This window comes from Photobacterium iliopiscarium (assembly GCF_003026395.1).
GTDB classification, from domain to species: Bacteria; Pseudomonadota; Gammaproteobacteria; order Enterobacterales; family Vibrionaceae; genus Photobacterium; species Photobacterium iliopiscarium.
In genome coordinates this window covers 636,910-663,710 of the sequence record NZ_PYOO01000001.1, presented here as the reverse complement: position 1 = coordinate 663,710, position 26,801 = coordinate 636,910, and the positions used below count along the sequence as shown (strand labels likewise).

Here is a 26,801-nt window from a genome sequence, read left to right as displayed (position 1 = left end):
TACCGTATTAATTCATTTAAGGTTCAGAAACGCTATGTTTTGATACCTATTCGCCAAATAAACCAAGTGCAGACGCACTCATTAAAAATAAAAGAACTGACGAGCATTATGTTTACGTTGAAAACGACAGTACTAACCAATTTTGTAAACTATCGCCTAATTGGCCTTCTTGGGCTCTCAATTATCACCACCGCTGCCGTATTATCAATTAACACCACATCATCAGCACATCATAAAGAAGTACAACTGCCTTTAATTACTACACCCAAAGTTGTACTAAACACCCTTACACCAGCCGCTGTAATAAAAAACATCATACTGCCACCTACGTATGAATATGAAGTAAAACAGGGGGATACACTGAGTGAAATTTTCTCTCGTTTAAATCTGCCACAAGCTGATGTAAAAGACATTATGGCGGCAGATCTCAATAGCTTACAAATTGATAATTTACGCCCAAATGATATTTTACGATTTTGGGTAGCCGACAGTAACCATCGATTAAATAAAGTCCAACTGCAATTTAACGTGGCGCATACGATTGACTATACGCGAGATAAAAATAACGACTTTGATGTTAAAGAAGTAACCTTACCGGGTGTGTGGCGAGAAAAAGTCATTAACGGTAATATTCATGGCAGTTTTAGCACTTCAGCTAAAAAAGCAGGTCTAAGCCACAGTGAAATAAATGAAATTCTTGCCATCTTTAAAGATAAGCTGAATTTTACACAAGATGTAAAAGCAGGCGACCGCTTTGAAATAGTCAGTAAAGCTAAATATGTCAATGATCAGGCAAGTGGTGATACAGAACTTCAAGCGATTCGTATTTACACCAAGAAACACCAATATTCCGCTTATTTAAGCAGTGACGGTAATTTCTATGATCAAAATGGTGAAAGCTTACAGCGCGCGTTTTTGCGTTACCCAACAACAAAGCGGTTTCGTATTAGTTCACCGTTTAATCCTTATCGCCGTCACCCAGTTACAGGTCGAATTCAGCCTCATAACGGGGTCGATTTTGCCGCACCAACAGGAACACCAGTATTAGCAACCAGTGATGGTGTAGTTACTCGTGTAACCAATCACCCTTATGCTGGTCGTTACGTGGTGATCAAACACAGTGCTAATTACAGTACCCGTTATTTGCATAATAGCCGTATCTTGGTCAAAGTTGGTCAACGCGTAAAACGGGGTCAAAAAATCGCATTATCTGGCAGTACTGGACGCGTTACCGGCCCCCATATTCATTATGAATTGTTGGTTCGTGGCAAACCTGTTAATCCATTAACAGCGAAGATTCCATTAGCAGCATCGGTTTCACATCAACAAAAGAAAGCCTTTGAACTTGATGTGGTGCAATACAACCGCTTAATGCAGCAACCATTACCGCCTAAAGAGAGTGAGATTCAAGTCGCTAGCAACGACCCAAAAGATTCGTAATTACCCTATAAAAGGCATTGCAGACTTACGGCAATGCCTTTTTTTAGGCATCAACACAACGCTTTTTACTCATATCTGACACATCTAGACATATTACAGCGACAGTAAATCCTATTAAACGTGATCTTGTTCCTATATTAAAATAGACTTTATGATTATTCTCAAGATGTTATAACGCGGTTATCAACGCAACAATATTTATCAACAGTAATATTCTAATAGCCTATATACAGGACGTATCTATGGTCACAAAAAATATCCCGTTTGAGTTTTCAAATCTAATGGTTGAACCGGGAAACCATGCTAACTGCGAACTCGAAATTGCTCGCCTCTATACGCATTCTCCTTTATCAGTATCGGTTGATATTCTACATGGAAAACACCCAGGCCCAGTATTACTGATCAATGCAGCCATTCATGGTGATGAGCTCAATGGCATTGAAGTTATTCGTCAAGTTATTGAAAAAATAGACTTATCTAAACTTCACGGTACGATTATTGCGGTGCCTGTGGTTAATGTTTTTGGTTTTATACATAAATCCCGTTATTTACCTGATCGTCGTGATTTAAACCGTTGTTTCCCGGGAGCTGAACGCGGTTCTATTGCTGGTCGTATGGCATATCAATATTTTAATCACGTTGTACGCCGTGCAACGCATGTTGTTGATTTACACACTGCCGCTATTTATCGTACTAACTTGCCACAAATTCGCGCTAATCTATCTAACCCACAAGCAAAAGCGATGGCAATGGCGTTTGGCTCTCCGGTTATGATTGACGCGAGTTTACGTGAAGGTTCACTGCGTGCCGCAGCAGAAGATTTTGATATACCAGTCATTACCTTTGAAGCAGGAGAAGCACTCCGCTTAGACGCTCATGCCATTGGTTCTGGCGTACAAGGGGTATTAAAGGTCATGCAGCACCTAGAAATGCTACGTACTCATCGCAGTAAAAAAGTGATTGAGCCTATGGTGCCAAAAGCAACACGTTGGGTACGTGCTGATTCTGATGGCTTACTACGATCACATGTTGCACTAGGTGAAAAAGTAGATAAAAACCAAATCATTGCGACTATCAGCGATCCGGCAGGCAGCAATCAAGTAACGGTGATTGCACCACAAGGTGGCATTGTTATTGGTCAGCAAACCTTACCACTAGTCAATGAAGGTGATGCTATTTTCCATATCGCGTTCTTTGAAGAGCCAGATGGCTTAGTAGAAGAACAAGTTGAATCTTATCTTTATGATGCGATTGAAGAGCTTGATGATGATTTAAAATGGGGCATGACCAGTTAAATCAGCGTTACCAATATCATTAAAGATCAAAAAATAACCCACAAAAAAAGAGAAGTATTTGGCTTCTCTTTTTTATGGTGTTTATTTTATAACTTGTTGTTTATTTGCATGTCCGAAGTAATTGCTGATATTTTTCAGGTGTATCAATATCATGATAAATACCACTCGTGGCATCTAACTGTAAATATTGCTCTTCACCTGTTTGCAGTACTTGCTTCATTTTTGCCATGATAGGTAAGGCTAAAATTCGAGGAATTAACGCAGCATCAATTAAAACGGGATGCCCTGTTTGTTGCTTATTACCAGGAAAGACCACTCGCCCATGACGCATTTGCGATAACAGCGTAAATACCTGCGGATCGATACACGGCATATCGGCATGAGTAATAAAAAACCGTGAACTAGTGACGGCTGCAATACCCTTTTGAATCGAGCTTAACATGCCTTGTTGATAGTCAGGATTCACCACCACCAGAATATGTGGCTGATGTTGATATCGCTGTACCAGTTCATCGGCGCGATAACCCGCCACCACGATCACTCTTGAACAAAAGACCAAGGCGTGTTCAATAGCAATATCGAGTAGTGTACTGTCACGATAAGGTAGCATAGGTTTCCATGCCCCCATTCGTGATGACAGCCCCGCAGCCGGTATCACACAATCAACCATGGTGATAATGCCATGAATCACAATTAACCCCATTTTTTACTGCGATAACTTCTGCGATCACAGCAATGGCTATTTCAAATGGGGTTTTACTTCCAATGGCAATGCCAATTGGCGCATGCAATCGTGCTAATTCAGCCTGAGTATATTCACCAATTCGCATTAATCGTTCACGACGACGATCACTGTTCGCATGCGATCCTAATGCGCCAATATAAAACGCATTGGACTCTAATGCCCCCATCAATCCCATGTCATCAACGCGAGGATCATGGGCAAGTGCTAACACTGCGGTATAAGCATTGGTGTAACGCTCAACAAAAGCATCCGCAGAGCACCATTCAACATCAATGCCCCCCTTTGCCGCTGTCCAACGCCAACTTTGACTGTAATTTTCACGAACGTCGCACAATCTTACGGTAAATCCAGCTCTGATCGCTAACCGTGCAACTTCTTCACTGACTTGGCTAATACCCAATAATAATAATTGCCAATGTTGTTGGTAATGCACCGTTAACCAAGGTGAAGGATATGCCGTAGTCTCTGTACCCATCACAATACTGCGTTGTTCTGTCTCAATATTGACAGTACGAATAAAGGTAGACGTTTGTTCCGCAGCCATTAACCAGTCGTCAACCAAATAACAATCATCAGGGTATAAATGTTCGATTAATAAAGAGATATGACCACCACATGGCAGTTCATATTGGCTACCATTCGCGGCTAAGTGAGTACCATAATCAAACACTTGTAATGGTTTATCAAGACCATGTTGTTGAATTAACTTCATAAAAGCATCTTCAATACATCCGCCAGATACCGACCCCGAGCGAATATGACCATCAGTTGCAAATAAAGCGCCAACAGGACGAGGAGCCGACCCATAAGTGGATAAAATAGTACATAACCACACCGGTTTCCCTTGTTGTAGCCATGTCTGACAATCTAATAATACGTGTTTATCTAAGGCATTCATAAGTCGTCTATCACTTTGTTTACTATAACAACAGTACCAAAGTTAGCCTGCACTAATGCAGGCTAATCGCATGATCAATTAGTCGCTAATTGCTTTTTAATGTCAGCCACTTGCTTCGCCGTTGTGGTTGTCATCTGTGTAGTAAAACGCTTATGTAAGTAAGTTATCAAATCAGCCATTTGTTGATTATTCAAACTGTTCTTATAACCCGGCATTGCATAATATGTTTGCTCTTGGCTATAACTTTGGCGCTCAATACCATTATTTAACACTGCTACCGTATTAAAAATATTGCTGTTTTCAATGGTCGCATTATTTTGTAACGCAGGAGCTACGTTTGGTGTTCCTTGTCCATTCTGACCATGACAGCCAGAGCACTTATCCATATAGATACGGTATCCTGGTAGTTTGGTATCAAATTGTGATGCAACAAGTGACGTTAACTTCGGTTGTGATACCGCTGATTGTGATGGTTGTGCTTGATTCAATAAATAACTGGTTATCGCAGTAATATCATGATCATTAAGTTGAGTTAAACTATGTTTCTCAACGATGAACATATCATTAAACGCAGTACCTTTAGGCGATTGGCCTGTTTTTAAGAATTGCGCTAAATTACTAAATGTCCAATGTTCTTGAGTCAGATTTTTTGACGTAATATTAGGCGCATTAAGATAATTAACCACCGCACCTTCAAGTGGATGATCTTGTTCCGTTGCCATCATAAAATTACGTGGAGTATGACACTCACCACAGTGACCTAACCCTTGCACTAGATATTTACCACGATTCCATAATGGCGTTTTATCCGCAGTAGGCGTAAAGGTCGGTTTATCAAACGCGACAAGATTCCATACTTTTAATCCCATTCGAATATTGAAAGGGAAACCAATCCCATTTTCTCTATTCGGTTGAGTCGCAGGTTTGGTTTGCATGAAATACGCATACAACGCGTGCATATCGTGATCGTTAATACGGTGATATGACGTATAAGGCATTGCCGGATATAAATTACCTTTAGGCGCAACACCATTACGTACCGCATCAACAAATTGCTGATAACTATAATTACCAATACCGTGCTGTTTATCACTACTAATATTGGTTGAATATAAAGTACCAAACGGCGTATCAAATGCACGCCCGCCGCCATACGCCTGACCGCTTTCAATAGTATGACAACCACTGCAATCACCCGCAGCCGCTAAATATTTACCTTGTGCGATCAATTGTGCCATATTTTCAGATAATGGCGCTTGTGTATCCGTTGATGATGCCTCTGCATACACCGCACCGCTACTTAATAACAAACCACAAACGACACTGATTTTTAAACTCGGTTTCATTTGACTAACCCCGGCTGTGACAGTACTAAATCTCGCAAACCAACATAGTATTTACGGTAACCAGAACAACGACAGATATGTTTTTTCAATGCGTTTTCAATCACATTCTCAACCTGATCTTTATCGACAGGTTGTTTGGCTAATTGCTCAACTAACACGGTTGATTCATTAACAAAACCAGAAGTACACCAACCACATTGGAAAGAAAAATGATCGACAAATGTTTGCTGTACTGGGCTTAATGCGGTGATTTGTCCCATTAAATTACGTTTAGCGTGACCTTCTACTGTGCGCAGTTTTTTACCGTTAAAATTACCGACGCCATTAATACAAGTACGCTCAGTGTGTGATCCACCATCGGCATCATCCACAATGATAGAGCAGGCGTGACAAACACCAATACCACAACCAAATTTAGTACCAGTTAATCCTCGATATTCATGAAGAAAATCAATCATTTTCACTGATTCATCAACCTCAACTGGACCGACAACATTACCGTTAATAGTCATTGTTACAGTGATCATGCAAGTACTTCCTTAATATCATTAGCCGTTACAGGTAAGTGGTAAAAACGTTTATTGGTAATTTGGTAAAGAGCTTCAGTAACAGCCGCGACAATTGGGATCATCACCACTTCAGCGATACCTTTACGTTGGTCAGAATTATTAAATGGCGGCAAAATAGTATGATTCATTTGCCATACACCCACATCAGTAGCTAATGGCACCTGATAGCGATTAAGATTCCAAGTACCATTACCCGGACCTTCTTCACCTGGTGGTAAATATTCGTGCAACACATGCCCAATACCCATTACTAAACCACCTTCAATTTGACCTTCAACCAGTTCTTTGACGATCACTTTACCCGCATCAAGCCAAGTTTGGGTTGCCACAATTTCAACCTTACCAGAGCCCTTTTCAACGGCTAATTCAACTAATACGGCACAAGGAGCGTAATACACTACCATCGCATTATTTAGAACCGTCGCTGGGTATTTAACATTGCGACGATCCAATAAATGCCAACCATTACTGGCCATTAGTTTTTTCTTATTCGCATTAGCACCATGACCATATTTCACGGCCATTGCATCTAATTGATAAGTTTGAGTCTGCCCTTCAACAGTGAAATCAGCATCAACCCAACCCCAACGGTTAAATGTATGTACCATTGCGCCCGTTACTAAACCTTGTTGATGAACATGTTGTGCTAGCATATCAAGGGGTAATGGCTCCATGCCTTTAGCACTTAACTTACCATCAACCCAAACAGCATCTTCCATTGCACCAAAATCCATCGCAGCCAAATCACCGCTGTAGTACAACTTACTCCAAATAGCTTTTGCCGCAGGCCATAAGCCATATTCAAAAATAACTTTAGCGGCATTTTCTGTTGCTTTAGATTGGAAATAAGCCGATGTCGATGCAGATGACGCATAAGGAATTGTCGGTGTCCAACGTGGATTTTGTTGCATTTTATCTTGGTAAGCTTGGCTCATCGTAAACGGTGATTGAGTATTGATCATTTGAAGCGGATCCCAACCATGCACTTCAGCAAGATTGACAGCATCAGCAGGACGACCAAAATAATCTGCCAAAACAGCAGCTTGTGATGTTTGTACACCAGTACCGATCTCCACAGAAGAGATCCCCATCACTAGGCGACCGGTCTTATCCATTTCAATATAGGTCGAAGGCGCATCATCACCCGCACCATAGTCTTTAGTACAAATCGCAAAGCCAGTACCGAAGCGTTTATTAGGATGCTTAGCTTCATACGCTTTACGACGCTGCTCGCGTTGGGTCCACATTTCATGTTGTTGAGCTTGCTTTAATATCTCAACATAATGTTCAGTACTGGTTGGCACTGCACCTTGAGTATTCAGTTGACCCGTTTTAATTGTATTACGAAGTCTTAAATCAATCGGATCAATATTGAGCAGTTGTGCCGCTTCATTGACCATCATTTCCATGGCTGACATTGTCTGTAACGTACCAAAGCCACGCATAGAACCTGACGCTGGGTTTTCAGACACATTGGCAACAGCGGTAATATCATTTTTAGGGAAATAATAAATTGACTGCAATGCACTCGCGCCGACTTCAGCAACAACAGAGCTGAAGTTTTCACGACCACCACCATCAAGATCCATGTAACTCACAATTCCTTGGAATTTACCGGTAGTTTTATCAATCGCTAATTGATTGTGCATCTTAAAAGGATGGCGTTTTAGACCAGATTGAAATTGTTGAAAGCGATCGTTTGCCATACGCACAGGATGTTTACTGTACATCGCCGCTAATAGACCATAGAAAGGCAATATAGAGTGATCTTTACCGCCAAAGCCACCACCAATAAAAGGTGAATGTACGACTAAGTTTTTAACGTTACCCGCTAAAGGCCCATTGTTAAGCATCTTGGTTGCAAAACCAAAGAAGTTAGCTGGAGATTGCGAAGAAGGAATGGTATGCATGGTCTGTGTTTTAGGATCAAACCAACCATTAAAACATTCTGGCTCTAAGAACATCGGATCAATAAATTGAGTTTGATAATTACGGTCTAAAACAAAATTATTATCATCTTTTAAACTTGCTTTAATATCATCAGCAACCGCCATTTGTTGCTCTAATGCTGAGCCTAAATAATTAGGTTTAGGCCAAAATGGTTTATGGTCAACATAGTTAGGGAAATTAACCCCATTTTTTAATGGACTGTATTTATCAGGCAAGACACCCGCAGCATTACCTTGTTCACGAGTAATTCGCCACACGCCCCACGGATCTTTTTCTGCGGCAACTAATGGTTGTTGTTTACCATATTTAATAATTTCACTATTAAATTGCAATATACCTTTAGCGCGATGATAAGTGATAAAGTCATCAAAAATAAGTAGCATGACGGCTTGACCAATATAGTCAGGCATTGCACCTTCAGTAACCAACATATTAGTGCCATAAAATTGTGGTAATTCAATCTTATCTTTGGTTAATGTTGATCCAGTAACAATATTACTTGGCTGAGCATTTGCAGGTAATAAACTTAAATCAACACCTTGATAGATACGATCAGCACGATCGGCACGAATATAAAAAGCCCATGACTGCTCACTTGGCCAACCATCAATATCGGTTGATCGCAAATCACGTCCATACACTTTTTCACCCGTGACTTTAGCAATAGCATCACTTCTAAAACGTACTTTAAAATCAGATTGCCAAGATGCCGCTAATTCAGGAGCAACTAAACTATTACTGCCATCTAAATTAAGATTAAATCGGGCTAAAGCGGGAACAGTATAAACGCAGATACCAGCGATGATACCATGTTTAATAAAACTCCTTCGCGAAAGTTCCATTGACATGATTAACTCCTTCAACATTCTCATTATAATTTTTATTATATTTCAAAATGAATATTCTATTTTATTAAATACCACACAATAGTTATGGCTATTAACAACAATAAGAATATCAACTCAAAATTACTATTTATGCACAATAGATATGCTTAATCTTGCGCATTTTATACCTCTGCATCATATACGCAACAATCAATTAAAAACAAAAATATGAATACTTATCTAAATTAGAAAAAGAGAACATAAAAATAACAATCAGGTTTGTATTTGATACTTATTTTTACTAAACACACAATAAATAAACTATATTCACAAAAACAAAGAGATCTCCATTCAAAAAATAGTAAATATTTCATTAATATTGATTTATAAGTTATCAACTTAGTTTATACATTAACGCTATTTAAGTGAGGCCTAAATTACAAATAATAAAAAAGGATAAGTTATAAAACCTATCCTTTTTTATTATAGATAAACGCAATAATTAAATTATATTACTCTATCAATGACGGTATGATTCATAAAGAAACCAAACACGACGTTCTGTTTCATCAATCCAATTATCAATCATACTCACTGAAGAAAAATCATTACGCTCGTCACATAAAATATGTGCTGCGCGAAGCTCTGCTGCTAATTGTTTATTATCTTCACACAATTCAGCCAGCATATCGGCAGGCTCAACATAATCAGCGTCATTATCTAAAATACGCTGCATACGAGAAATTTCACCAATTGAACGTATAGTACGACCACCAATTTTACGTGCACGTTCAGCGATATCATCCGTCATTGCAAATAACTGTGCACTCTGCTCATCTAACATTAAATGGTAATCACGGAAATGCGCACCACTCATATGCCAGTGGAAGTTTTTGGTTTTCATATAAATCGCAAATACATCAGCTAAAATTGCAGTTAACGCACCACTGATCTCTTTAGTCGCGTCTACACATAAATCGGTAGGTGTGGCTAGAGGACGAGTAAGATGTTGTTTTGCGTCTTCAATCTGAACTTCATTCAATATTGTAGTACTCATCGTCTTTTCCTTAGTAATTATGTTTTGAACGTCATTACTATAGGCCTTCTCATTTGTATGACAATAGAGTGTAGCAGCAGATTAATGCAACCTAACATTACTGTCTTCTGCTTAATAACGACGCTTTTATTTCAGTATAATTATAAGTATTTCTATTTTTTTGAGACGATAATTAGATAAAATTTGCTTAAATATAATCAGCTGTTTACCCTCTAAAAATAGATACCTCAATAATAATGACATAGGTAAAGCAATGGATAATTCATTTGGATACGCAATTGGTACTGCTGGTATAAAGTGGGGGGCCACAGAAAAAGCCGCTTGGTTAGCACAAACGACCATCAAACGTAGTTATCTTGAGCAAGTTGTTTCCCACATTCATGCTTTGAGTGATAACTTCGATATTGAACAGTACGGTGCACTCTCTTATTCACCAGAAAAGTACCCTTTATTTGCGATTAAAACGCGTGATTGGGACAACACTAAACCTACTGTATTAATTACTGGCGGTATTCATGGTTATGAAACCAGTGGTGTTCATGGTGCATTAGCTTTCTTGTCACAAAAAGCACAGCAATATAGCCGTGATTTTAATATTCTGGTGGTGCCTTGTGTTAGCCCGTGGGGATATGAAACAATTAATCGCTGGAACCCTAATGCGGTTGATCCTAACCGTTCATTTTATGCTAATAGTCCAGCAGAAGAATCTGCGGCATTGATGAAATTAGTCCAAGCTCAGCAAATACATTTTCTCGCTCATCTTGATTTACACGAAACCACAGATAGTGATGAAAGTGAATTTAGACCCGCCCTTGCGGCACGTGATGGTAAAGAATATATTGCAGATGTCGTGCCTGACGGTTTTTATGGTGTTGGTGATACTGAAAATCCACAACATGATTTCCAAAAAGCCATTATTGATTCAGTGCGCCATGTTACTCATATTGCACCTGCTGATAGTGACGGCAACATTATTGGCGAGCCGATTACCCAAGAAGGCGTGATTAATTATCCACTAAAAGCATTAGGATTATGTGCTAGCGTAACTGACGCTTTGTATACTTCAACGACTGAAGTTTATCCAGACAGTCCACGCGTTACGGATCAAGAGTGTAATATGGCGCAAGTTGCGGCAATTATAGGTGCACTTGAGTATTTAAAAAACAATCATTAAACGCTTTTTTAGCCACCATTAAACGCGCTATACTGATTATTTCAAGTGTAGCGCGCAGGTTTTTATCATGTCTAATTACTACCACACTATAGAAACCCCTTTAGGGAGTTTAACCTTATATGCTTCTGACGAGGCATTAACAGCCATTCTTTATCAACATCAAACACCGCAACCTGAAACAGCAACCGCTATGCCACAACACCCATTATTGATTGAGTGTGAACGGCAATTACAACAATATTTTGCAGGGACTCGCCAACAATTTGATTTGCCATTAGCACCTAAAGGTACTGATTTTCAGCAACGTGTATGGCAATCGTTAAGCACAATCCCATATGGTGTATGTTGGAGTTATCAACAACTCGCTATATCAATTGGTAATATTAAAGCCTGCCAAGCGGTTGGAATGGCAAACAGTAAAAATCCGTTATCAATCGTCATTCCATGCCACCGAGTTATTGGTAAAAATGGCAAATTAACCGGTTACGCAGGCGGGCTAGATAAAAAACAAACCCTGCTCGCATTAGAACAAGAGCATGCTTAATTCCAACCAATGATCCATACTTGGTCATTTTTTAAATCATGCCAATCAATGTCATACAGTTTATTTGTCATTACGGCTTGAATAACACATTTTTCAATTTGCTGATTATCATTAAATAATACGGTGACTATCTCAAAATGTTTTTCTTTGTGATCCACAACCACTTTCGTCCATTTACTATGAAGTAACGCTTTTGAGTTTACTGGATTAGCCATAATTAATTACCTAACTGAAGACTAGACTTCCACACTATCATGCTCTCGCTGTAACATACATGTTTGCTCACGTAGAATATCCGTCAAGCCATCGAGTTGTTGAACCACTATTGATGCTTGGTTAGTAAAACGGACATCGTCACCATTGGTCACTAAACATGATGGCATATTCGCGCGAAAAGCCGCTTGTAAATCATAAATATAATCACCAACATAGAGTATATTTTGCGGTACTAATTGCCATTGTTTAGCAATATCAAGTAGCGCATCAGGAGCAGGTTTAGGCGGAAATTCTTCACGTGAAACAATGCGATCAAATTGTAATTGATGGTGATCAATCTTCAGCTTTGCCGCTTGAGCGCAATTACGTGTTACAACAGCAGTAGGGATTTTTTGTTGGCGTAGATATGACAGTAAATTTTCACATTCGGGCATAATCGTTGATTGACGCGCATCCGCTAACTCATGCTCAATCACTTTCTCTTCAAGCTGTTTACGGTGAGTTACATCGGGAATATCAGCAATATATTGCAACAAATCGATATTTGCGGCACAGCTTAATTGTTGGCGTAACCAATCAAAATCTAATGCTGAACTTACCAGAGTGTTATCTAAATCAAAAATAACACCACTGATCATATTGCAAGGGATTGGGGTAGACATGCCATTCTCCATCATCAATAAAGCAATAGTAACAGTGTATGAACATATGCACTTGGTGGCAATTATTGACGTTTAATTCAGCGAGTACGATCACGTCTTATTTTGTACCTCAAGCTACTTTATAAAACAGTAGCTTGAGGTGACGGTTATAACCAGATCAATCGATAATACGCACATCCGATTGCTCATAACGTAACAGATACACTTTCGCTTGTGGTTGGCCCTTAGCATTTTCTCCCCCGACCATTAATACCCCTGCTGGCGTAGAAAAAGACGCGCCATAGGCTAACCCTTGCGGTAATTTTGTAGACGCTAACACCCATTTATCACCATGGTAAGTATAAATATCGTCACTCCAATGTTTACGTAAACCATCATGGGCAAACCAATGACCTTGCTCGGCTTTTGCCCTTGCACCAACAAAATTCGCACCACCAGCGACAATCAATGAACCTTGATTTGTCCCTGCATAAGCGCCAGCAACACCTTCTTGTAATTGGCCATTAGCAGCATCTGGTAAAGGTGCAAGTGATTGCCAATTAACGTCATCCCCTTTAATGGTCACTGTTTTAACTATTGGGGTGCGTAAGCCGGGTTTAATCTCACCACTGATTAGCGTAATACGATCTTTATCCCCAACCAATGCCGCTCCACAATTTGCTAAATAAGGGCTGGTGCCTTTTGTCGACCAACTATTGCTATCGGTATGGTAAATCTGAATAGCTTGATTCCAATGATAAGATTCAGGTGCACGTTCCATAAAATCAGTAACGGTTTGTTGCCATTTTTTTGGATCGGCTTGTTTATCTATGGTTGTAATAGCACTCAAATATTGATCAAACTGCGGCTTATTATAACCACCAAAAATAGCAATCTCGGTTTGATTAAGAGGATAAGCCGCCGCCCCTAATAACCCAACTGGAGTACGGGTGTTTTGTTTACTCCACGTATTATTATTAATATCGTAAACATAGACGCTATCAAAAATAATGGGGGATTTATCGGTTACGGTAGCTTTGCCTGATCCAGAAAAAATATAGATCTTTCCGTTAATTGCCGCCGCCGTTGCTTGATCTGTAGTTGGGCCAATAAAATCCGCTAGCTTTTGCCACTGAGGGTGACTACTTGCCGTATTCATCGCATAAAACGACTGGCCCGCCGCACCTAAACCAACATAAACAATATTATCAGCTTGCGCACTGATACCATTTTTAATGGGTTGTGGTAAATCAGGCCACAATTGTTGTGCCGTAACGCTAGTCGATAAAGAAAGGAAAGCACACACCATTGCGAATCGAGTACATGACTTTTTCATACCATCTCCAATCAATGCTAATCATCATTACAATCACACCAAACATTGTTGATGAATTTTAATCACCACTTTTTTAATCATCATCGGGGTTGTAATAACACACCCTGGTTTATGCGGTTGCTGCGGAAAAATAACTAAAAACATACCCGGCTTTAATAATAAAGAACTGGTGTTAGGCATGGTTTCAACTAACGCAAAATCATTGTCATGATCATAATCAGTTGCAGGAATACAGTCAGTTAAATTAAGTGAAACATCTATCCGCTCTTCTCCGCTGATTAAATACTGAAAATCAATATATTGTTGATGTACTTCACCTTGTTTATGTTCTGCTGCTTGGGTTTCAAAACTCATTACATTAGCAAAAATACGATCACCATCTATCTCATAGCGACCATTCTCTAACAGTGCTAGATCTTGGGTGTTTATGAAATTTATCGCTTGTTGAAAAGCGGCGGGTAATGCATGTAACGGTTGTTTAATTTCACCAAAAATCATTTTTTTATCCTTTTGAAAAGCGGAAAAGCATCCATCTTCCCCGCTTTATTTTAAGTTTATTTTTAACCGAATTAATATTATTCAGTAACTAACGCTAATTCTTCAGCTGATTTATTTTTAAATAATGGTGCAGTAATAAAACCGACGACCACAACCATTAACGTACCAATAACACCGTAGAAGAAGAAATTCAGGTCAGTAAAGCCACGTACAATCAACACAGCAATCACTGCTGCAATAACCCCACATAAAGCACTATTTGCATTGGCTCGACGAACAAAGATACCCAGCATAAATAAACCAGTCATTGGGCCACCCATTAGCCCTAATAAACTATTAAATGCATCCCATATTTGGCTTTCATTACTTTTAATTAAATAAACAGAAGCCGCAACACCTAAGACACCAGCAATAACCGTTACAATTCGTGCGGTATTAAAACTTTGCTGTATATCCTTTTCTTTACCAAAACGATTATAGATATCTATGGTGAAACAAGCAGAAATACTATTTAAGCTACTTGAAATACTAGATTGTGAAGCAGCAAATATAGCGGCAATAATTAATCCTGCAATCCCAGCAGGCATTTGAGAAATAACGTAGAAAGGCAGAATACCGCCCGTATTAAAATTCTCAGGTAACAATTGTGTATTTTGACTATAAAAAGCATATAACGCCGAACCGATAGCAAAGAAGAACACTGGCACACAAGCGACTAATTTAGCATTAGTGATCAAGGTTTTTTTCGTTTCTTCAATAGAGTCCGTTACGATATAACGCTGTACGACATCTTGGCTGGCAGTAAATTGCTGTAAATTAGCAAATAAGAAACCAATAATTAATACCGGTAAAGTACTATTGGTCCAACTCCATTCAAAACTTGAGCTTGGAAAGTATTTATCTTGTTCAGCACTTAAACGGAACACTTCAGTTACACCACCGTCAACTTGAAAACAAATAGTGATAAAGATCAATACCGCAGCAACTGACAACATAATACCTTGAATAACGTCCGTCCAAATAACCCCTTCAATACCACCAAGAAAAGTATATACAATACATAACACACCAATTAAAAAGACAATGGTTAATGGGTCAATATTCACAAATGGCATTAATGCAAGCGCGGTTAAATAAGTAATAATCGCAATACGTCCGATATGAAATAGCATAAAGGATATACTGGCAAATAAACGCATTTTAATATCAAAACGACGCTCTAAATATTCATATACTGAGGTTAAATTAAGCTTTCTAAAAAAAGGAATATAGAAATAGAACACTAAAGGCAAAATAAGAATCGCTAAATATTGCCCAACAAGGAACGTCCAATCAGACGTGTAAGCCTTTGCCGGAATAGACATAAAAGTGATCGAACTTAATGTGGTCGCAAACACACTAATACCCGCCGCCCAACCCGGTATACGGCCACCCGCTTTAAAATAATCATCCGCAGTCTTCTGACGACGAGCAAAATAGACACCAACTAACATGACACCAATTAAATATGCGAACAGTACAATGTAATTTATTGTACCAAATGCTTGAATTTCCATATTAAGCCTCACCATTTAGGGTTGAGATAAGATAATTAATTTCTATGTATGACTTTCTTGTCGTGCAAACCAATGAGCTGCACCTAATAACCCCGCATCCCCACCCGACTTGGCTGGAATAATACAAGGTCGATAAAATTCTGGTTTTTCATTTAGATATTGTTGAATATAATCACAATAATGAGGCGCAAGACCGACACTTCCGCCAATAACGACCGTATCGAGATCTAAAGTAATGGTCAGATTGGCAATTAATTCCGCTACCGCAGCGGCTGAAGAATGAATAATATTTAACGCTTCACTATTACCTTCAAATGCCAGTTGATACACCTCTTGTCCAGTACATGGACGCTTAAATAAGGCACTACCAAGCTCACCGATCGCCGTACCTGAAGCCACTTTTTCAATGCATCCTTGACGACCACAACCACACACAGGACCATTAGCATCAACAACAGTATGTCCAATATGACCACTAATACCCCGTGCGCCCGTTTGTAATTGTTGATTCAACACTAATCCACCACCGATACCGGTAGAAATAGTAATAAACAACATATTGTGGGTATTATTATTAGGGGTTAACGAAATAAATTCATACCATGCCGCCGCTTGAGCATCGTTCATTGCATACGTCGGTAATTTTGTAATCTGCTGAATCTCGTCAACTAATTCAAAGCGATTTAAGCCGCCTAAATTCGCGGGATTTAATGCTGTTAAAATCCCGTTATTAATGATCCCTGTTGAGGCAATCGCTACAAAATCAGCCTGCGCGATAAACGGCGTTAATAAAGAGGCTAATGCTGCGGAAAATACCGCTGGTTGTTGCGACTTAGGGGTTACGATTTGATGACGGTCAACAATCTGATTGGTCGCACTATCAACTAATGCTGCTGCTATTTTTGTGCCACCAATATCAACCGCTAAACAAATACTCATGCGATATCCTTAAGGGATAATTCATCTGTGGTTGCGGCGGTATTTACCGCTTCTTTAAACCATTGGCAGATATACTCAATACGGGTGATTGCAGAACCAACCGTAACGCAATTTGCCCCAGCAGTCATTGCTTGGGCCGCTAACGCTGGTGAGTTATAACGCCCTTCTGCCATCACAAAATAACCACGTTGATGTAAAGCCATCACCAGTTCTAAATCAGGCTCTGTCGGTATCTCACCGTCGGTATAACCTGATAATGTCGAACCAATAATGTCAGCCCCTAGTTGATGACACATATCACCATCAGCCAAGGTCGCACAATCCGCCATTGCTAAACACCCGTGTTGATGAATAGCATTAATCAAATTTTCAACCGTTTCAGGACGCTGACGTTGCGTACCATCAATCGCAATAATGTCAGCCCCAGCAGCCGCAAGATCAGCAACATCTTGTACAAAAGGTGTAATTCTTACTGCTGAATCCGTCAAATCTCGCTTAATAATACCGATGATAGGCACATCAACATGAGGACGTATTGCTTGTAAATTTGCAATACCTTCAATACGTAAACCCGCAGCGCCCCCTAAAACTGATGATTGCGCCATTGCCGATACAATCTGAGGCTGATCCATTGGGCTATCATCAACAGGCTGGCAAGAAGAGATAAAACCATTATTTATATGAGCAAGAAGTGTTTGTGAACGCTTAACCATGATCGTTAGCTCCAAAAATATCAACGTTATGAAGTTTGACTCCATCATGTCGCTATCGTTGGAGTGACGCAATAATGAACTTTTTAAATAGAGAGATATTGCACACTCTTTGCCTAAAATAACGCCAAAATCACGATGTAAATCACAGTTAAAAAATAATCAATCAATTGCGATTAATGTTTAATGAACAACCAACAAGGCTATATTGCACCCATAAAAAAAGGCCACATTTGAATGTGGCCTAATGGTATTTCTGGTAAAATTTTAATCTAGCGCTTGGGTTGTTTTATACTTCTGCTGCCGTGTATGTTGAGGATTGTCACGAACCAGCAATGTATAAAGCATGTCTAATACAAACAGTTGTGTTATTTTAGTGCCAATAGAGTCACCTTGCAGTTGCCCCTGTCTATTACCATTAATTAATACATAATCAGACAATTCAGCCAACGGAGATAATGGATTATGCGTCAGCGCCACAGTAGTTGCGCCACACTCTTTGGCCAATGCTAACGCTTTAATGGTTTCTTTTGACGTTCCGGAATGACTAATACCAATCGCAACATCATCACGGTTTAATAATGCAGCTTTCATATACATAAAATGATTATTAGTTAACGCATCGACATCAAATCCAATCCTCATGAGTTTATTTTTCGCATCTTCTGCGGTGATGCCAGAGGATCCCACGCCAAAAAAATAAATCCGTTTTTGTTGCTGCAAAGCGCGAGCCACCGCTTCTAATTTAGAAAAATCTAATAAATTTAATGTTTCACCTAATACATTATTGATCGTCTGTTGTAACTTTCGACCGATATGCTCAGCATCATCATCTGCGGTTAATTCAGTATCAAGCATGTGTTTTTCAGTATCATGAGGTGTTGCAACCTCAATCGCTAATTTCATTTTAAGATCTTGAAAACCTTTAAAATTAAGTGCCCGACAAAAACGAATAATACTGGCTTCGCCAACGGTAGCTTGCTGAGCGAGTTCTGCAATTGAAAGCTCAGTCACACGTTGAGGTTGTACTAATACATAATCAGCGATTCGACGTGCCGATGGTGTCAAGCTATCACGTAGACTACCTAACGTATCTAAAATTTTACCCACTTGAATTGCATCTGTTGCTGCATTCATACGTTATCCTTGCCATTCTTCAGCTTAGGTGACGATCTTTATCGTATTATCATTATGAAGTTTTACTCCAAAATCAAATCCAATCATCATTTCGATCTAAAATAGCGCTAAAAAACATTTTATAAATTTCAAAAATCAATTAATAGCAATAGATCACAGTTTCTATTAAAAGCGCTCAAAGTCGTTTCTTTTTTATTGCAAACCCAAATTTCACTTCGTATGATAATACAACTCCAAAATAATTGCAGTTTAGAAGTAAAACTTCACAAATAAGGATCTGAGACATGGAAAAGCTAACAGGTTTAATTGCAGCCCCTCATACGCCATTTCTAGCTAACGGTGAAATTGACTATGTCGCTATTGATGCTATTGCTAAGCATCTTATTGATACCAACATTGTCGGTGCTTATGTTTTGGGCACAACAGGCGAAGGCATTCATTGTTCAGTAGCAGAACGTAAAGCGGTTGCAGAGCGATGGGTACAGGCAAGTGCAGGCCAACTAAAACTTATCATTCATACAGGTGCGTTAAGCATTACAGATACACTTGAATTAACCCGTCATGCTGATCAGTTAGATATCTATGCGACCTCTGCCATTGGTCCTTGCTTCTTTAAACCAAATAATGTTACCGATTTAGTTAATTACTGCAAAACAATTGCCGAAGCAGCACCATCAAAAGGATTCTATTACTATCACTCAGAGATGAGTGGCGTAACGGTTGATATGGAACAATTCTTAATCACTGCTGATAAAGTGATCCCTAATTTATATGGCGTTAAATTTAACAGCGTTAATTTATATGAATACCAACGTTGTTTACGCGTTTGTGATAGTAAGTTTGATGTGCCATGGGGTGTTGATGAGCATTTCCCTGGTGCATTAGCGGTAGGTGCAATTAGCGCTGTCGGCAGTACTTATAATTATGCAGCGCCACTTTATCACGACATGATGGATGCTTTTGCTAAAGGCGATCATCAAACCGTGATCAATAAAATGGACAATGTGATTGCACTTATTCGTGTCTTAGTTGAATACGGCGGTGTCGCGGCAGGTAAAACTGCCATGATGCTACATGATATTGATGCAGGCAACCCTCGCCTACCATTACGCACATTAACAGCAGAACAAAAACAAGATGTGATGTGCAAAATGCGTGATGCTATTTTAGCGTCTTAACCGTTTTTTCTCATATAAAGAAGCCAGCAAATAATTGCTGGCTTTTTATTATTTACAGTGTGAATTGATACGTATAATTACAACTCAGTATCCATTGGTGTCGAGCGATGGCTATATTCAATATAAAACAAAGTGATTGCTATAAACGAGGTTAATGCCAATGCTGGTAATAATGAATATTGGGGAATTGTTTGCATTATAAGCCCGCCATTCATTGCACCTGAAATCAAAGAACCCCATAAACAAAGGTATTGTATCAACCGTTTACGATCACCTTGCCCAACAATTGCCAATGCCAATAACCGACCGATATTAACTAAATACCCAGTGGCATACGTTAGTGGAATTGATTTTTCAATCGTCAATCGTAACGCGATATTTTGCATTCCCATGGCATAACATAGAATAAAATTAATCGCTAAAAAAGGTAGATAAGACTCCATAATAATGGCGAATATCAGCACAACCGATACCGATGCCATCACCACGCCACGATAGAACCGACGTCCCGACAAGGCAATTAATTCACCTGACATGGAACCGATAATAAAAATGCTCAAAATTGCAATATAAACAGCAGCACGTGGGTAGTCATGATAACTTAATACCATTCCCATATGGGTCGAGTTACCACTCATGAAAGAAGCAAACACGCCATTCTTTAGATGTAAAAACCCAACCGAATCAACAGTACCAGCAATAAACAATAACAAATATGGCATTAATGATAAAAAGAACCGCCTTTCATTTAACATTTACTATGTATATCCGACTATATTTCCATATTATGACTATCAGTAAACCCTTAGCACTCTATTAATCAAAAGAGGCTATTTACCCTTGCTGAGCGCTATTGTAACCAAATATTTCAGCATAGCTAGCAACTTCAGTTTAGTGATGCAAATCACATAATAAAAATAAAAATACAACCCAATATTGTTTGATTTTTATAACAACAATCAATAATAAAAAATTAAGATATGTTATTTTTTACTTTTAAAACAAACAATTAAAAAATACACATAAAGAATTCGCTTTATATTAATGCGACATTCTGACGTTATTTCATTTAATGAACAAGAAATGGAGGGAGAAAAAAAGCAGAACAAAAACCAGAAAATAACCGCCAAGGGCTCATGAGGAATAACAATAAAAGGTGCAATAACATTGTGCTGATTTGCTGTTATTACACCTTTAATTTAACTAATTATGCATTTAACATATCAAGCGCAATCGCTTCGGCAACTTTGATACCATCGATGCCCGCAGATAAAATACCACCCGCATAACCTGCACCTTCACCACCAGGATATAAACCTTTAGTATTAATGCTTTGGAAGTCTTGTCCACGTTTAATTTGTACTGGAGAAGATGTACGCGTTTCAACACCCGTTAGCATGCTATCGGCATTTGAGAAACCTTTGATCTTTTTATTAAACGCAGGTAATGCTTCGCGAATCGCTTCAATCGCATAATCAGGCAAACTGCTGCTTAAGTCAGTTAACTTAACATTGGGCTTATAAGACGGTTCAACATCGCCCATTTGGCTGATAGTTTTTCCTGCTAAGAAATCACCTACACATTGTGCTGGCGCGTCATAGCTACTGCCACCAAGAACATAAGCATTACGCTCTAATTTACGTTGTAGCGCAATACCTTGCATTGGATCATTAGCAAAGTCTTCAGGTGAAATACCGACAACAATCGCACTGTTAGCATTACGCTCGCTACGTGAGTATTGGCTCATGCCGTTGGTTACAACAGACTCAAGCTCAGATGTGGCGGCAACAACCACGCCACCAGGACACATACAGAAGCTATAAACAGAACGACCATTTTTACAGTGGTGAACCAGTTTATAATCAGCAGCACCTAATAATGGATGACCTGCATTTTTACCAAAACGCGCTGCATCGATCATTGCTTGTTTATGTTCAATACGGAAACCAACCGAGAATGATTGCGCCTCTAAATGAACACCTTTGTCGTGCAACATCTTGAAGGTGTCACGCGCACTGTGGCCAATGGCTAATGCAACATGCTTTGATGGAATCACTTCACCGGTTGATAATGTCACGCCAGTAACTTGGTTATCATCAATATTGATTTCTTCAACGCGAGTTTCGAAACGAATTTCGCCGCCAAGTTCGATGATTTTACTGCGCATTTTTTCAACCATTGTTACCAATTTATAGGTACCAATGTGAGGCTTGCTAACATAAATAATTTCAGCTGGTGCGCCTGCTGCAACAAATTCTTGTTTAACTTTAAGACCTAAGAAATGTGGATCTTTCACTTGGCTGTATAATTTACCATCAGAGAACGTACCTGCACCACCTTCACCAAATTGCACATTTGATTCAGTGTTTAGCTCACGCGTACGCCAAAAACGGAAAGTATCTTTCGCGCGCTCATGTACTGATTTTCCGCGCTCTAAAATAATAGGATTAAATCCCATTTGAGCGAGAATCAGTCCCGTAAATAAACCACACGGACCCATACCAATCACGATTGGACGTTCAGTTAAATCTTTAGGTGCTTGAGCAACATATTTATAGCTAGTATCTGGTGATTTTTTCACCTGATGATCGTCAGCAAATGTCGTTAGTAATTGCTCTTCATCAACGTCTTTTAACGTGATATCTAAAGTATAAATCAGATAGATATCATTCTTTTTACGGGCATCATAGCCACGTTTAAAGACATGAATATCAACTAGTTGGTCTTTATTTATCGATAACTTGTTGATGACAAAATCATGTAAAGCTACTTCACTATGATCTAACGGTAATTTAACTTCATTAATACGTATCATTAAGTCCACTAACTCGATTGGGAATGCAATAAAAATATCTCGGAGAGAATAAACCTAGCCACAGATGTTGGCAGATTTATACCTTAGCCAAGTATTATCTCACAGACTTTAGTGTTTATCCCAATATTTGCATTATATTCCCATCGAAAACACCACCACAAAAAATAGGCAAATTCCCATAAAAGAAAAAAAGGCGTATGCCATATGATATAAATATCAGCATAAACCTTATTTTTTAATCACCTATATTACTTCAAGGGCATTATTTAACTAACTGACAACGACCAAATGTTTGTGGATTATGGAAGTTTGGTTTTGGTGTTTTTGGATCGATCCATGCCATCCAGCCCATATCCAACTTACCATCGGCTTGTTGCGTGAACTCAGCCCGCATTAATGCACATAACAACTGTGTTTGTTGCTTATTTTGCCATAACGATAAATCAGTCAATGTTTGTAGCGGCAACTTACCTTCAACAATGTAACCACTATCGGTTAAACTTGCTTTAGTTTCTAAGCCTTTCCATGCCCAATGACTGTCTAACGATGCGCGTTTTTGATTAGCCATGTCATAACTCGCCTCAGCACTAAACACCCGCGCTTTAGGATCAATTTCCATGGTGTAATAACGGGATAAGTTAGCATCTTTCGCTAAGAAAATTTCAACCCGATCAGAATCTAAAATTGCTCGCTCAGGATCAGTCCCAATCGCTACATTTGCATCTGTCACTGTGTATTGAAAATAAAGTGAATCTGCATTCCACACCGCCTTAAACTCCGTTGCGGGTGCAGGTGTATCACGCCAAGGAAAGGTAAAATCGGTTAACGCTTGGGCTGATTTCCATTCATTATCATGAGCGATACCATCAATAACAGGGGCAACCTTGGCATAATTAATGTTATATACCGCAGTAACTGGTTCAACTGTTGGAGTCACTGTTTCAGCAACCACATGATAGCTTGTCATACTCGCAGTCACAGCAGCAGCTATGATGACTAACTTATTCATTACAATATCCTTATTTATCGTTTTTCAACTAATCTGCAATGAAGCATAAAAAAGCCGACCTGACGAGCAAATCGGCTTGAAGTAACCTAGCTTTTCAACCAATTAGATTGACGTTATTATTTTATTTATGACACTAAATCAGCAACGGCGGTGGCAGCTAACAAAAATGCCCCAGCACCGTAATCAATATTATGTTCAAACGCGACATCACGGGGATTGAACGCTGGTAATTGTACCCAACCCATCATGCCGTTATCGTGAATACAGGTTTGTAATGCCGCCCATGAAGTCTCAACCACAGGCAGATATGTTTCAGCATCAAGATGACCGTGTTTTATGCCCCACGCTAAACCGTAACAGAACAGCGCTGTAGCACTGCTTTCTGGTGCAGGGAAATTGTCAGGGTCAAGCAAACTTGTACGCCAAAAACCATCCGCTTGTTGATATTTAATCACTTCAGCAGCCAGTGAGGTAAATAGCGCCAGATACTTTTCACGGTGTGGATAATCGGCAGGCATACGCGCTAGTAAACGCGGCACGGCGGCTAATACCCAACCAATGCCACGACTCCAGAAGACTTTATTGCCGTTCGCTTCACGTAACTCGCCACCATTACCATCAGGAATATAACGGTAATCACGGTAGAACAGACCGGTTTCAGGATCGAGTAGGTGCTCAACTGAATCCCAAAATGCAGTATTCATGTAATCGAGGTACTTAGGATCACCTGTGCGTTGGGTTAATGCCGCAAATGCTGGCGGCGCCATAAATAATGAGTCACACCACCACCAATCTTTACGACCCGCTTGTGGGCTCTCAACCATAAGATCTAACGCTTTAATGGTTGGCTCTAACGCTTCAATTTGATCAATTAATGGATAAACATCAAGGTAGGCTTGGCAGCAAATATGATCATCAGCAAAACGATCATTAGGCCCAGGGCGAAAACCAGTATGGAGGGTATAATTCATTACCCCATCAAGATATTCATTATCGTCCGTTGCTAGCCACGCTGCGGAGACACATGACCAAAATACACCACGTTCCCAATCCGTATCTTTAATAAAACGGGTTTTACCGCTACGACGAATCACACTGCGAGTCTGGTGTTGTGCTTGGTAACGATAAACACGCTTCATTGCGGTTAAAATCGTTTCTTTTGTACCTAATGCTGCCATAAACTGCTCTCCTTAGCGTGCTAACCAACCACCATCAACCGCAATGGTGTAACCATTAATGTAATCACTCGCACTTGATGCTAAAAAGACCGCAGGCCCTTCTAAATCAGACGGTAATCCCCAACGATTAGCAGGAATACGCTCTAAAATTGCCGCGTTACGATCAGCATCGGCACGAAGCGCTTCAGTATTGTCAGTCGCCATATAACCAGGGGCTATCGCATTGACATTAATATTATATTCAGCGAGTTCAGTCGCTAATGCACGGGTTAGACCCATAACGGCTGATTTACTTGCGGTGTATGACGGTACGCGAATACCCCCTTGGAAAGATAACATTGAAGCGATGTTAATGATTTTGCCGCCATTGCCTTGCTCAACAAAACGTTTAGCAACCGCTTGGGATAAGAAGAACAGTGTCTTTTGGTTAATGTTGATCACATCATCCCAATCACTTTCAGAAAATTGCAGCAGATCTTGACGACGAATAATACCAGCGTTGTTAATAAGAATATCAACATGGCCCATCACTTCTACCGCTTCTGCAACAATGCTTTCAAGCTTATCTTGCTCCATTAAGTTAGCGGTGATGTAATGAAATTTACGTCCTAGTGCTTCAATTTGTGCTTGGGTTTCAGGTGCTGGTTGATGACCAATACCCACGATATCAGCGCCTGCTTTTGCAAGCCCTAGTGCCATGCCTTGGCCTAAACCTGTATTACAACCAGTCACAATCGCAACTTTACCGCTTAAATCAAACATATTCATCGAGTTCTATCCTTGTAAAGTAGCGCCAACAATAGCCAGCACTACTTGCTAAATTAATTAACGCTTAACGGTCAAAAAGTAAGGCTTATTTAAGATCGCTCATCGCGACATGATCCATATCGTGGAAGGTTTGGTTTTCACCCACCATACCCCAAATAAAGGTATAAGACGCCGTACCCACACCAGAGTGAATTGACCAACTTGGGCTGATCACCGCTTGTTCATTACGCACGACAATATGGCGCGTTTCTTGGGGCTCACCCATGTAATGGAATACGATATTGTCTTGGCTCATATCGAAGTACAAATACACTTCCATACGACGCTCATGGGTATGACATGGCATGGTATTCCACAAGCTACCAGCAGCAAGCTCAGTCATGCCCATTAATAGTTGGCAGGTTGGTAACACAGAAGGATGTAAGTATTTATAAATAGTGCGAACGTTACAGTTTTCTTGGCTACCAATTTGCTCTGGAGAGGCTTCTTCACGGGTAATTTTGCGGGTTGGATAACTGTGATGAGCAGGGGCACAATTTAAGTAAAAACGTGCAGGTTGATCCGCAACCACACTTTCAAAACGAATATCTTGCGCGCCCATGCCTACATAAATCGCTTCGCGTGAGCCAATTTCAAAAGTCTCACCATCAACAATCACTAATCCTGGCGCACCGATATTAATCACACCTAATTCACGACGTTGTAAAAAGTAATCAACCCCGATTTCTTTGCCACCTTCAAACACAATAGCCGCAGTGGTCGGCACTGCCGCACCGACAATAATCCGGTCGATATGGCTGTAAGTAAGGTTGATTTGACCTTCTTGAAACATATTTTCAATTAGGAACTGCTCACGAATACCCGCGGTATCTAATTGCTTGGCATGCTGACTATGAATTGGTTGACGAATTTCCATGAAAAACCTCTTAAATCATTACATTATTCACCACGCTTATATAAGGCGTGAATGATGAC

At 39.7% G+C, this 26,801-nt stretch carries 25 protein-coding genes; 5 read left to right on the top strand and 20 right to left on the bottom strand.

Going from position 1 to position 26,801, the window contains the following annotated elements:
• Positions 1–108: 108 nt before the first annotated feature.
• Together C9J51_RS02800 and C9J51_RS02795 are read left to right on the top strand one after the other, a co-directional pair.
• Positions 109–1,440, top strand: a complete 1,332-nt coding sequence (locus C9J51_RS02800; RefSeq protein ID WP_045039792.1) for a peptidoglycan DD-metalloendopeptidase family protein — start codon at positions 109–111, stop codon at positions 1,438–1,440.
• A 242-nt stretch (positions 1,441–1,682) separates the two neighbouring features.
• The gene (locus tag C9J51_RS02795; protein ID WP_045035427.1) at positions 1,683–2,735 is read left to right on the top strand and encodes a succinylglutamate desuccinylase/aspartoacylase family protein; all 1,053 of its coding nucleotides are present in this window, start codon (positions 1,683–1,685) and stop codon (positions 2,733–2,735) included.
• 100 nt (positions 2,736–2,835) lie between these two features.
• Here C9J51_RS02795 and C9J51_RS02790 read toward each other — a convergent pair whose 3' ends face one another.
• The 6 genes from C9J51_RS02790 to C9J51_RS02765 all read right to left on the bottom strand — a co-directional run bounded on the left by C9J51_RS02790 (position 2,836) and on the right by C9J51_RS02765 (position 10,127).
• Positions 2,836–3,426: an NTP transferase domain-containing protein gene (locus C9J51_RS02790; RefSeq protein ID WP_244907459.1), complete on the bottom strand. Its 591-nt coding sequence runs from the start codon at positions 3,424–3,426 to the stop codon at positions 2,836–2,838.
• Positions 3,398–4,378, bottom strand: coding sequence for an XdhC family protein (locus C9J51_RS02785; protein ID WP_045039790.1), 981 nt, complete (start codon positions 4,376–4,378; stop codon positions 3,398–3,400). The genes C9J51_RS02790 and C9J51_RS02785 overlap by 29 nt, the downstream gene beginning before the upstream one ends.
• 74 nt (positions 4,379–4,452) lie before the next feature.
• Positions 4,453–5,724: a cytochrome c gene (locus C9J51_RS02780; protein WP_082064107.1), complete on the bottom strand. Its 1,272-nt coding sequence runs from the start codon at positions 5,722–5,724 to the stop codon at positions 4,453–4,455.
• Positions 5,721–6,251, bottom strand: coding sequence for a (2Fe-2S)-binding protein (locus tag C9J51_RS02775; protein ID WP_045035423.1), 531 nt, complete (start codon positions 6,249–6,251; stop codon positions 5,721–5,723). The genes C9J51_RS02780 and C9J51_RS02775 overlap by 4 nt, the downstream gene beginning before the upstream one ends.
• The gene (locus C9J51_RS02770) at positions 6,248–9,091 is read right to left on the bottom strand and encodes a xanthine dehydrogenase family protein molybdopterin-binding subunit (RefSeq protein ID WP_052667917.1); all 2,844 of its coding nucleotides are present in this window, start codon (positions 9,089–9,091) and stop codon (positions 6,248–6,250) included. Before C9J51_RS02770 ends, C9J51_RS02775 begins: the two co-directional genes overlap by 4 nt.
• A gap of 499 nt (positions 9,092–9,590) precedes the next feature.
• Positions 9,591–10,127: a Dps family protein gene (locus C9J51_RS02765; RefSeq protein ID WP_045035421.1), complete on the bottom strand. Its 537-nt coding sequence runs from the start codon at positions 10,125–10,127 to the stop codon at positions 9,591–9,593.
• 253 nt (positions 10,128–10,380) lie between these two features.
• Between C9J51_RS02765 and C9J51_RS02760 the strand changes: the two genes are divergently transcribed.
• Positions 10,381–11,301 carry a M14 family metallopeptidase gene (locus tag C9J51_RS02760; protein WP_045035420.1) on the top strand — a complete coding sequence of 307 codons (921 nt, stop codon included), beginning with the start codon at positions 10,381–10,383 and terminating at the stop codon, positions 11,299–11,301.
• Positions 11,302–11,368: 67 nt separating this feature from the next.
• Entirely contained in the window at positions 11,369–11,845 is a 477-nt protein-coding gene (locus C9J51_RS02755) for a methylated-DNA--[protein]-cysteine S-methyltransferase (protein ID WP_045035419.1), read from the top strand.
• Here C9J51_RS02755 and C9J51_RS02750 read toward each other — a convergent pair.
• The 8 genes from C9J51_RS02750 to C9J51_RS02715 all read right to left on the bottom strand — a co-directional run bounded on the left by C9J51_RS02750 (position 11,842) and on the right by C9J51_RS02715 (position 18,878).
• Positions 11,842–12,060 carry a TIGR02450 family Trp-rich protein gene (locus C9J51_RS02750; protein WP_045035418.1) on the bottom strand — a complete coding sequence of 73 codons (219 nt, stop codon included), beginning with the start codon at positions 12,058–12,060 and terminating at the stop codon, positions 11,842–11,844. The two genes, C9J51_RS02755 and C9J51_RS02750, sit on opposite strands and share 4 nt — an antisense overlap.
• 21 nt (positions 12,061–12,081) lie before the next feature.
• On the bottom strand, positions 12,082–12,723 hold the full coding sequence (locus C9J51_RS02745; RefSeq protein ID WP_107274848.1) for an HAD family hydrolase: 642 nt from the start codon (positions 12,721–12,723) through the stop codon (positions 12,082–12,084).
• Positions 12,724–12,880: 157 nt separating this feature from the next.
• Complete coding sequence (locus C9J51_RS02740; protein ID WP_107274847.1) at positions 12,881–14,038, bottom strand: N-acetylneuraminate epimerase; 1,158 nt, start codon at positions 14,036–14,038, stop codon at positions 12,881–12,883.
• Positions 14,039–14,071: 33 nt separating this feature from the next.
• Positions 14,072–14,536, bottom strand: a complete 465-nt coding sequence (gene nanQ, locus C9J51_RS02735) for an N-acetylneuraminate anomerase (RefSeq protein ID WP_107274846.1) — start codon at positions 14,534–14,536, stop codon at positions 14,072–14,074.
• A gap of 77 nt (positions 14,537–14,613) precedes the next feature.
• Entirely contained in the window at positions 14,614–16,092 is a 1,479-nt protein-coding gene (locus tag C9J51_RS02730; RefSeq protein WP_045035414.1) for a sodium:solute symporter, read from the bottom strand.
• Positions 16,093–16,134: 42 nt separating this feature from the next.
• Positions 16,135–17,031: an N-acetylmannosamine kinase gene (locus tag C9J51_RS02725; protein ID WP_045039789.1), complete on the bottom strand. Its 897-nt coding sequence runs from the start codon at positions 17,029–17,031 to the stop codon at positions 16,135–16,137.
• Complete coding sequence (locus C9J51_RS02720) at positions 17,028–17,744, bottom strand: N-acetylmannosamine-6-phosphate 2-epimerase (RefSeq protein WP_045035412.1); 717 nt, start codon at positions 17,742–17,744, stop codon at positions 17,028–17,030. The genes C9J51_RS02725 and C9J51_RS02720 overlap by 4 nt, the downstream gene beginning before the upstream one ends.
• A 264-nt stretch (positions 17,745–18,008) precedes the next feature.
• Positions 18,009–18,878 (bottom strand): MurR/RpiR family transcriptional regulator, encoded by an 870-nt coding sequence (locus tag C9J51_RS02715; RefSeq protein ID WP_045039788.1) that lies wholly within the window; start codon positions 18,876–18,878, stop codon positions 18,009–18,011.
• Positions 18,879–19,162: 284 nt separating this feature from the next.
• On the opposite strand from C9J51_RS02715, the gene C9J51_RS02710 reads away from it, so the two are divergent.
• Positions 19,163–20,056 carry a dihydrodipicolinate synthase family protein gene (locus C9J51_RS02710; protein ID WP_045039787.1) on the top strand — a complete coding sequence of 298 codons (894 nt, stop codon included), beginning with the start codon at positions 19,163–19,165 and terminating at the stop codon, positions 20,054–20,056.
• Between the two features lie 77 nt (positions 20,057–20,133).
• Here the strand turns inward: C9J51_RS02710 and C9J51_RS02705 are convergent, their stop codons facing one another.
• The 6 genes from C9J51_RS02705 to kduI all read right to left on the bottom strand — a co-directional run bounded on the left by C9J51_RS02705 (position 20,134) and on the right by kduI (position 26,742).
• Positions 20,134–20,811: a YoaK family protein gene (locus C9J51_RS02705; protein ID WP_045035410.1), complete on the bottom strand. Its 678-nt coding sequence runs from the start codon at positions 20,809–20,811 to the stop codon at positions 20,134–20,136.
• A 452-nt stretch (positions 20,812–21,263) separates the two neighbouring features.
• Complete coding sequence (locus tag C9J51_RS02700; protein ID WP_045039786.1) at positions 21,264–22,871, bottom strand: NAD(P)/FAD-dependent oxidoreductase; 1,608 nt, start codon at positions 22,869–22,871, stop codon at positions 21,264–21,266.
• A gap of 262 nt (positions 22,872–23,133) precedes the next feature.
• A complete protein-coding gene (locus tag C9J51_RS02695; protein WP_045039785.1) occupies positions 23,134–23,880 on the bottom strand; it encodes a carbohydrate-binding family 9-like protein in 747 nt (248 codons plus the stop codon).
• Positions 23,881–24,005: 125 nt separating this feature from the next.
• A complete protein-coding gene (locus tag C9J51_RS02690; RefSeq protein ID WP_045039784.1) occupies positions 24,006–25,058 on the bottom strand; it encodes a glycoside hydrolase family 88/105 protein in 1,053 nt (350 codons plus the stop codon).
• Positions 25,059–25,070: 12 nt separating this feature from the next.
• The gene (gene kduD / locus C9J51_RS02685; protein WP_045035406.1) at positions 25,071–25,826 is read right to left on the bottom strand and encodes a 2-dehydro-3-deoxy-D-gluconate 5-dehydrogenase KduD; all 756 of its coding nucleotides are present in this window, start codon (positions 25,824–25,826) and stop codon (positions 25,071–25,073) included.
• A gap of 85 nt (positions 25,827–25,911) precedes the next feature.
• The gene (gene kduI / locus C9J51_RS02680; RefSeq protein ID WP_045039783.1) at positions 25,912–26,742 is read right to left on the bottom strand and encodes a 5-dehydro-4-deoxy-D-glucuronate isomerase; all 831 of its coding nucleotides are present in this window, start codon (positions 26,740–26,742) and stop codon (positions 25,912–25,914) included.
• Positions 26,743–26,801 lie beyond the last annotated feature (59 nt).

Bases quoted from the DNA above. Each gene is read 5' to 3' on its own strand.
- C9J51_RS02695 (WP_045039785.1), bottom strand. From the start codon at position 23,880: ATGAATAAGTTAGTCATCATAGCTGCTGCTGTGACTGCGAGTATGACA.
- C9J51_RS02755 (WP_045035419.1), top strand. From the start codon at position 11,369: ATGTCTAATTACTACCACACTATAGAAACCCCTTTAGGGAGTTTAACC.
- C9J51_RS02705 (WP_045035410.1), bottom strand. From the start codon at position 20,811: ATGTTAAATGAAAGGCGGTTCTTTTTATCATTAATGCCATATTTGTTA.
- C9J51_RS02720 (WP_045035412.1), bottom strand. From the start codon at position 17,744: ATGGTTAAGCGTTCACAAACACTTCTTGCTCATATAAATAATGGTTTT.
- C9J51_RS02795 (WP_045035427.1), top strand. From the start codon at position 1,683: ATGGTCACAAAAAATATCCCGTTTGAGTTTTCAAATCTAATGGTTGAA.
- C9J51_RS02745 (WP_107274848.1), bottom strand. From the start codon at position 12,723: ATGTCTACCCCAATCCCTTGCAATATGATCAGTGGTGTTATTTTTGAT.
- C9J51_RS02740 (WP_107274847.1), bottom strand. From the start codon at position 14,038: ATGAAAAAGTCATGTACTCGATTCGCAATGGTGTGTGCTTTCCTTTCT.
- C9J51_RS02725 (WP_045039789.1), bottom strand. From the start codon at position 17,031: ATGAGTATTTGTTTAGCGGTTGATATTGGTGGCACAAAAATAGCAGCA.
- C9J51_RS02775 (WP_045035423.1), bottom strand. From the start codon at position 6,251: ATGATCACTGTAACAATGACTATTAACGGTAATGTTGTCGGTCCAGTT.
- kduD (WP_045035406.1), bottom strand. From the start codon at position 25,826: ATGAATATGTTTGATTTAAGCGGTAAAGTTGCGATTGTGACTGGTTGT.
- C9J51_RS02690 (WP_045039784.1), bottom strand. From the start codon at position 25,058: ATGGCAGCATTAGGTACAAAAGAAACGATTTTAACCGCAATGAAGCGT.
- C9J51_RS02730 (WP_045035414.1), bottom strand. From the start codon at position 16,092: ATGGAAATTCAAGCATTTGGTACAATAAATTACATTGTACTGTTCGCA.
- nanQ (WP_107274846.1), bottom strand. From the start codon at position 14,536: ATGATTTTTGGTGAAATTAAACAACCGTTACATGCATTACCCGCCGCT.
- C9J51_RS02710 (WP_045039787.1), top strand. From the start codon at position 19,163: ATGGAAAAGCTAACAGGTTTAATTGCAGCCCCTCATACGCCATTTCTA.
- C9J51_RS02800 (WP_045039792.1), top strand. From the start codon at position 109: ATGTTTACGTTGAAAACGACAGTACTAACCAATTTTGTAAACTATCGC.
- C9J51_RS02715 (WP_045039788.1), bottom strand. From the start codon at position 18,878: ATGAATGCAGCAACAGATGCAATTCAAGTGGGTAAAATTTTAGATACG.
- C9J51_RS02750 (WP_045035418.1), bottom strand. From the start codon at position 12,060: ATGGCTAATCCAGTAAACTCAAAAGCGTTACTTCATAGTAAATGGACG.
- C9J51_RS02700 (WP_045039786.1), bottom strand. From the start codon at position 22,871: ATGATACGTATTAATGAAGTTAAATTACCGTTAGATCATAGTGAAGTA.
- kduI (WP_045039783.1), bottom strand. From the start codon at position 26,742: ATGGAAATTCGTCAACCAATTCATAGTCAGCATGCCAAGCAATTAGAT.
- C9J51_RS02785 (WP_045039790.1), bottom strand. From the start codon at position 4,378: ATGAATGCCTTAGATAAACACGTATTATTAGATTGTCAGACATGGCTA.
- C9J51_RS02765 (WP_045035421.1), bottom strand. From the start codon at position 10,127: ATGAGTACTACAATATTGAATGAAGTTCAGATTGAAGACGCAAAACAA.
- C9J51_RS02770 (WP_052667917.1), bottom strand. From the start codon at position 9,091: ATGTCAATGGAACTTTCGCGAAGGAGTTTTATTAAACATGGTATCATC.
- C9J51_RS02780 (WP_082064107.1), bottom strand. From the start codon at position 5,724: ATGAAACCGAGTTTAAAAATCAGTGTCGTTTGTGGTTTGTTATTAAGT.
- C9J51_RS02760 (WP_045035420.1), top strand. From the start codon at position 10,381: ATGGATAATTCATTTGGATACGCAATTGGTACTGCTGGTATAAAGTGG.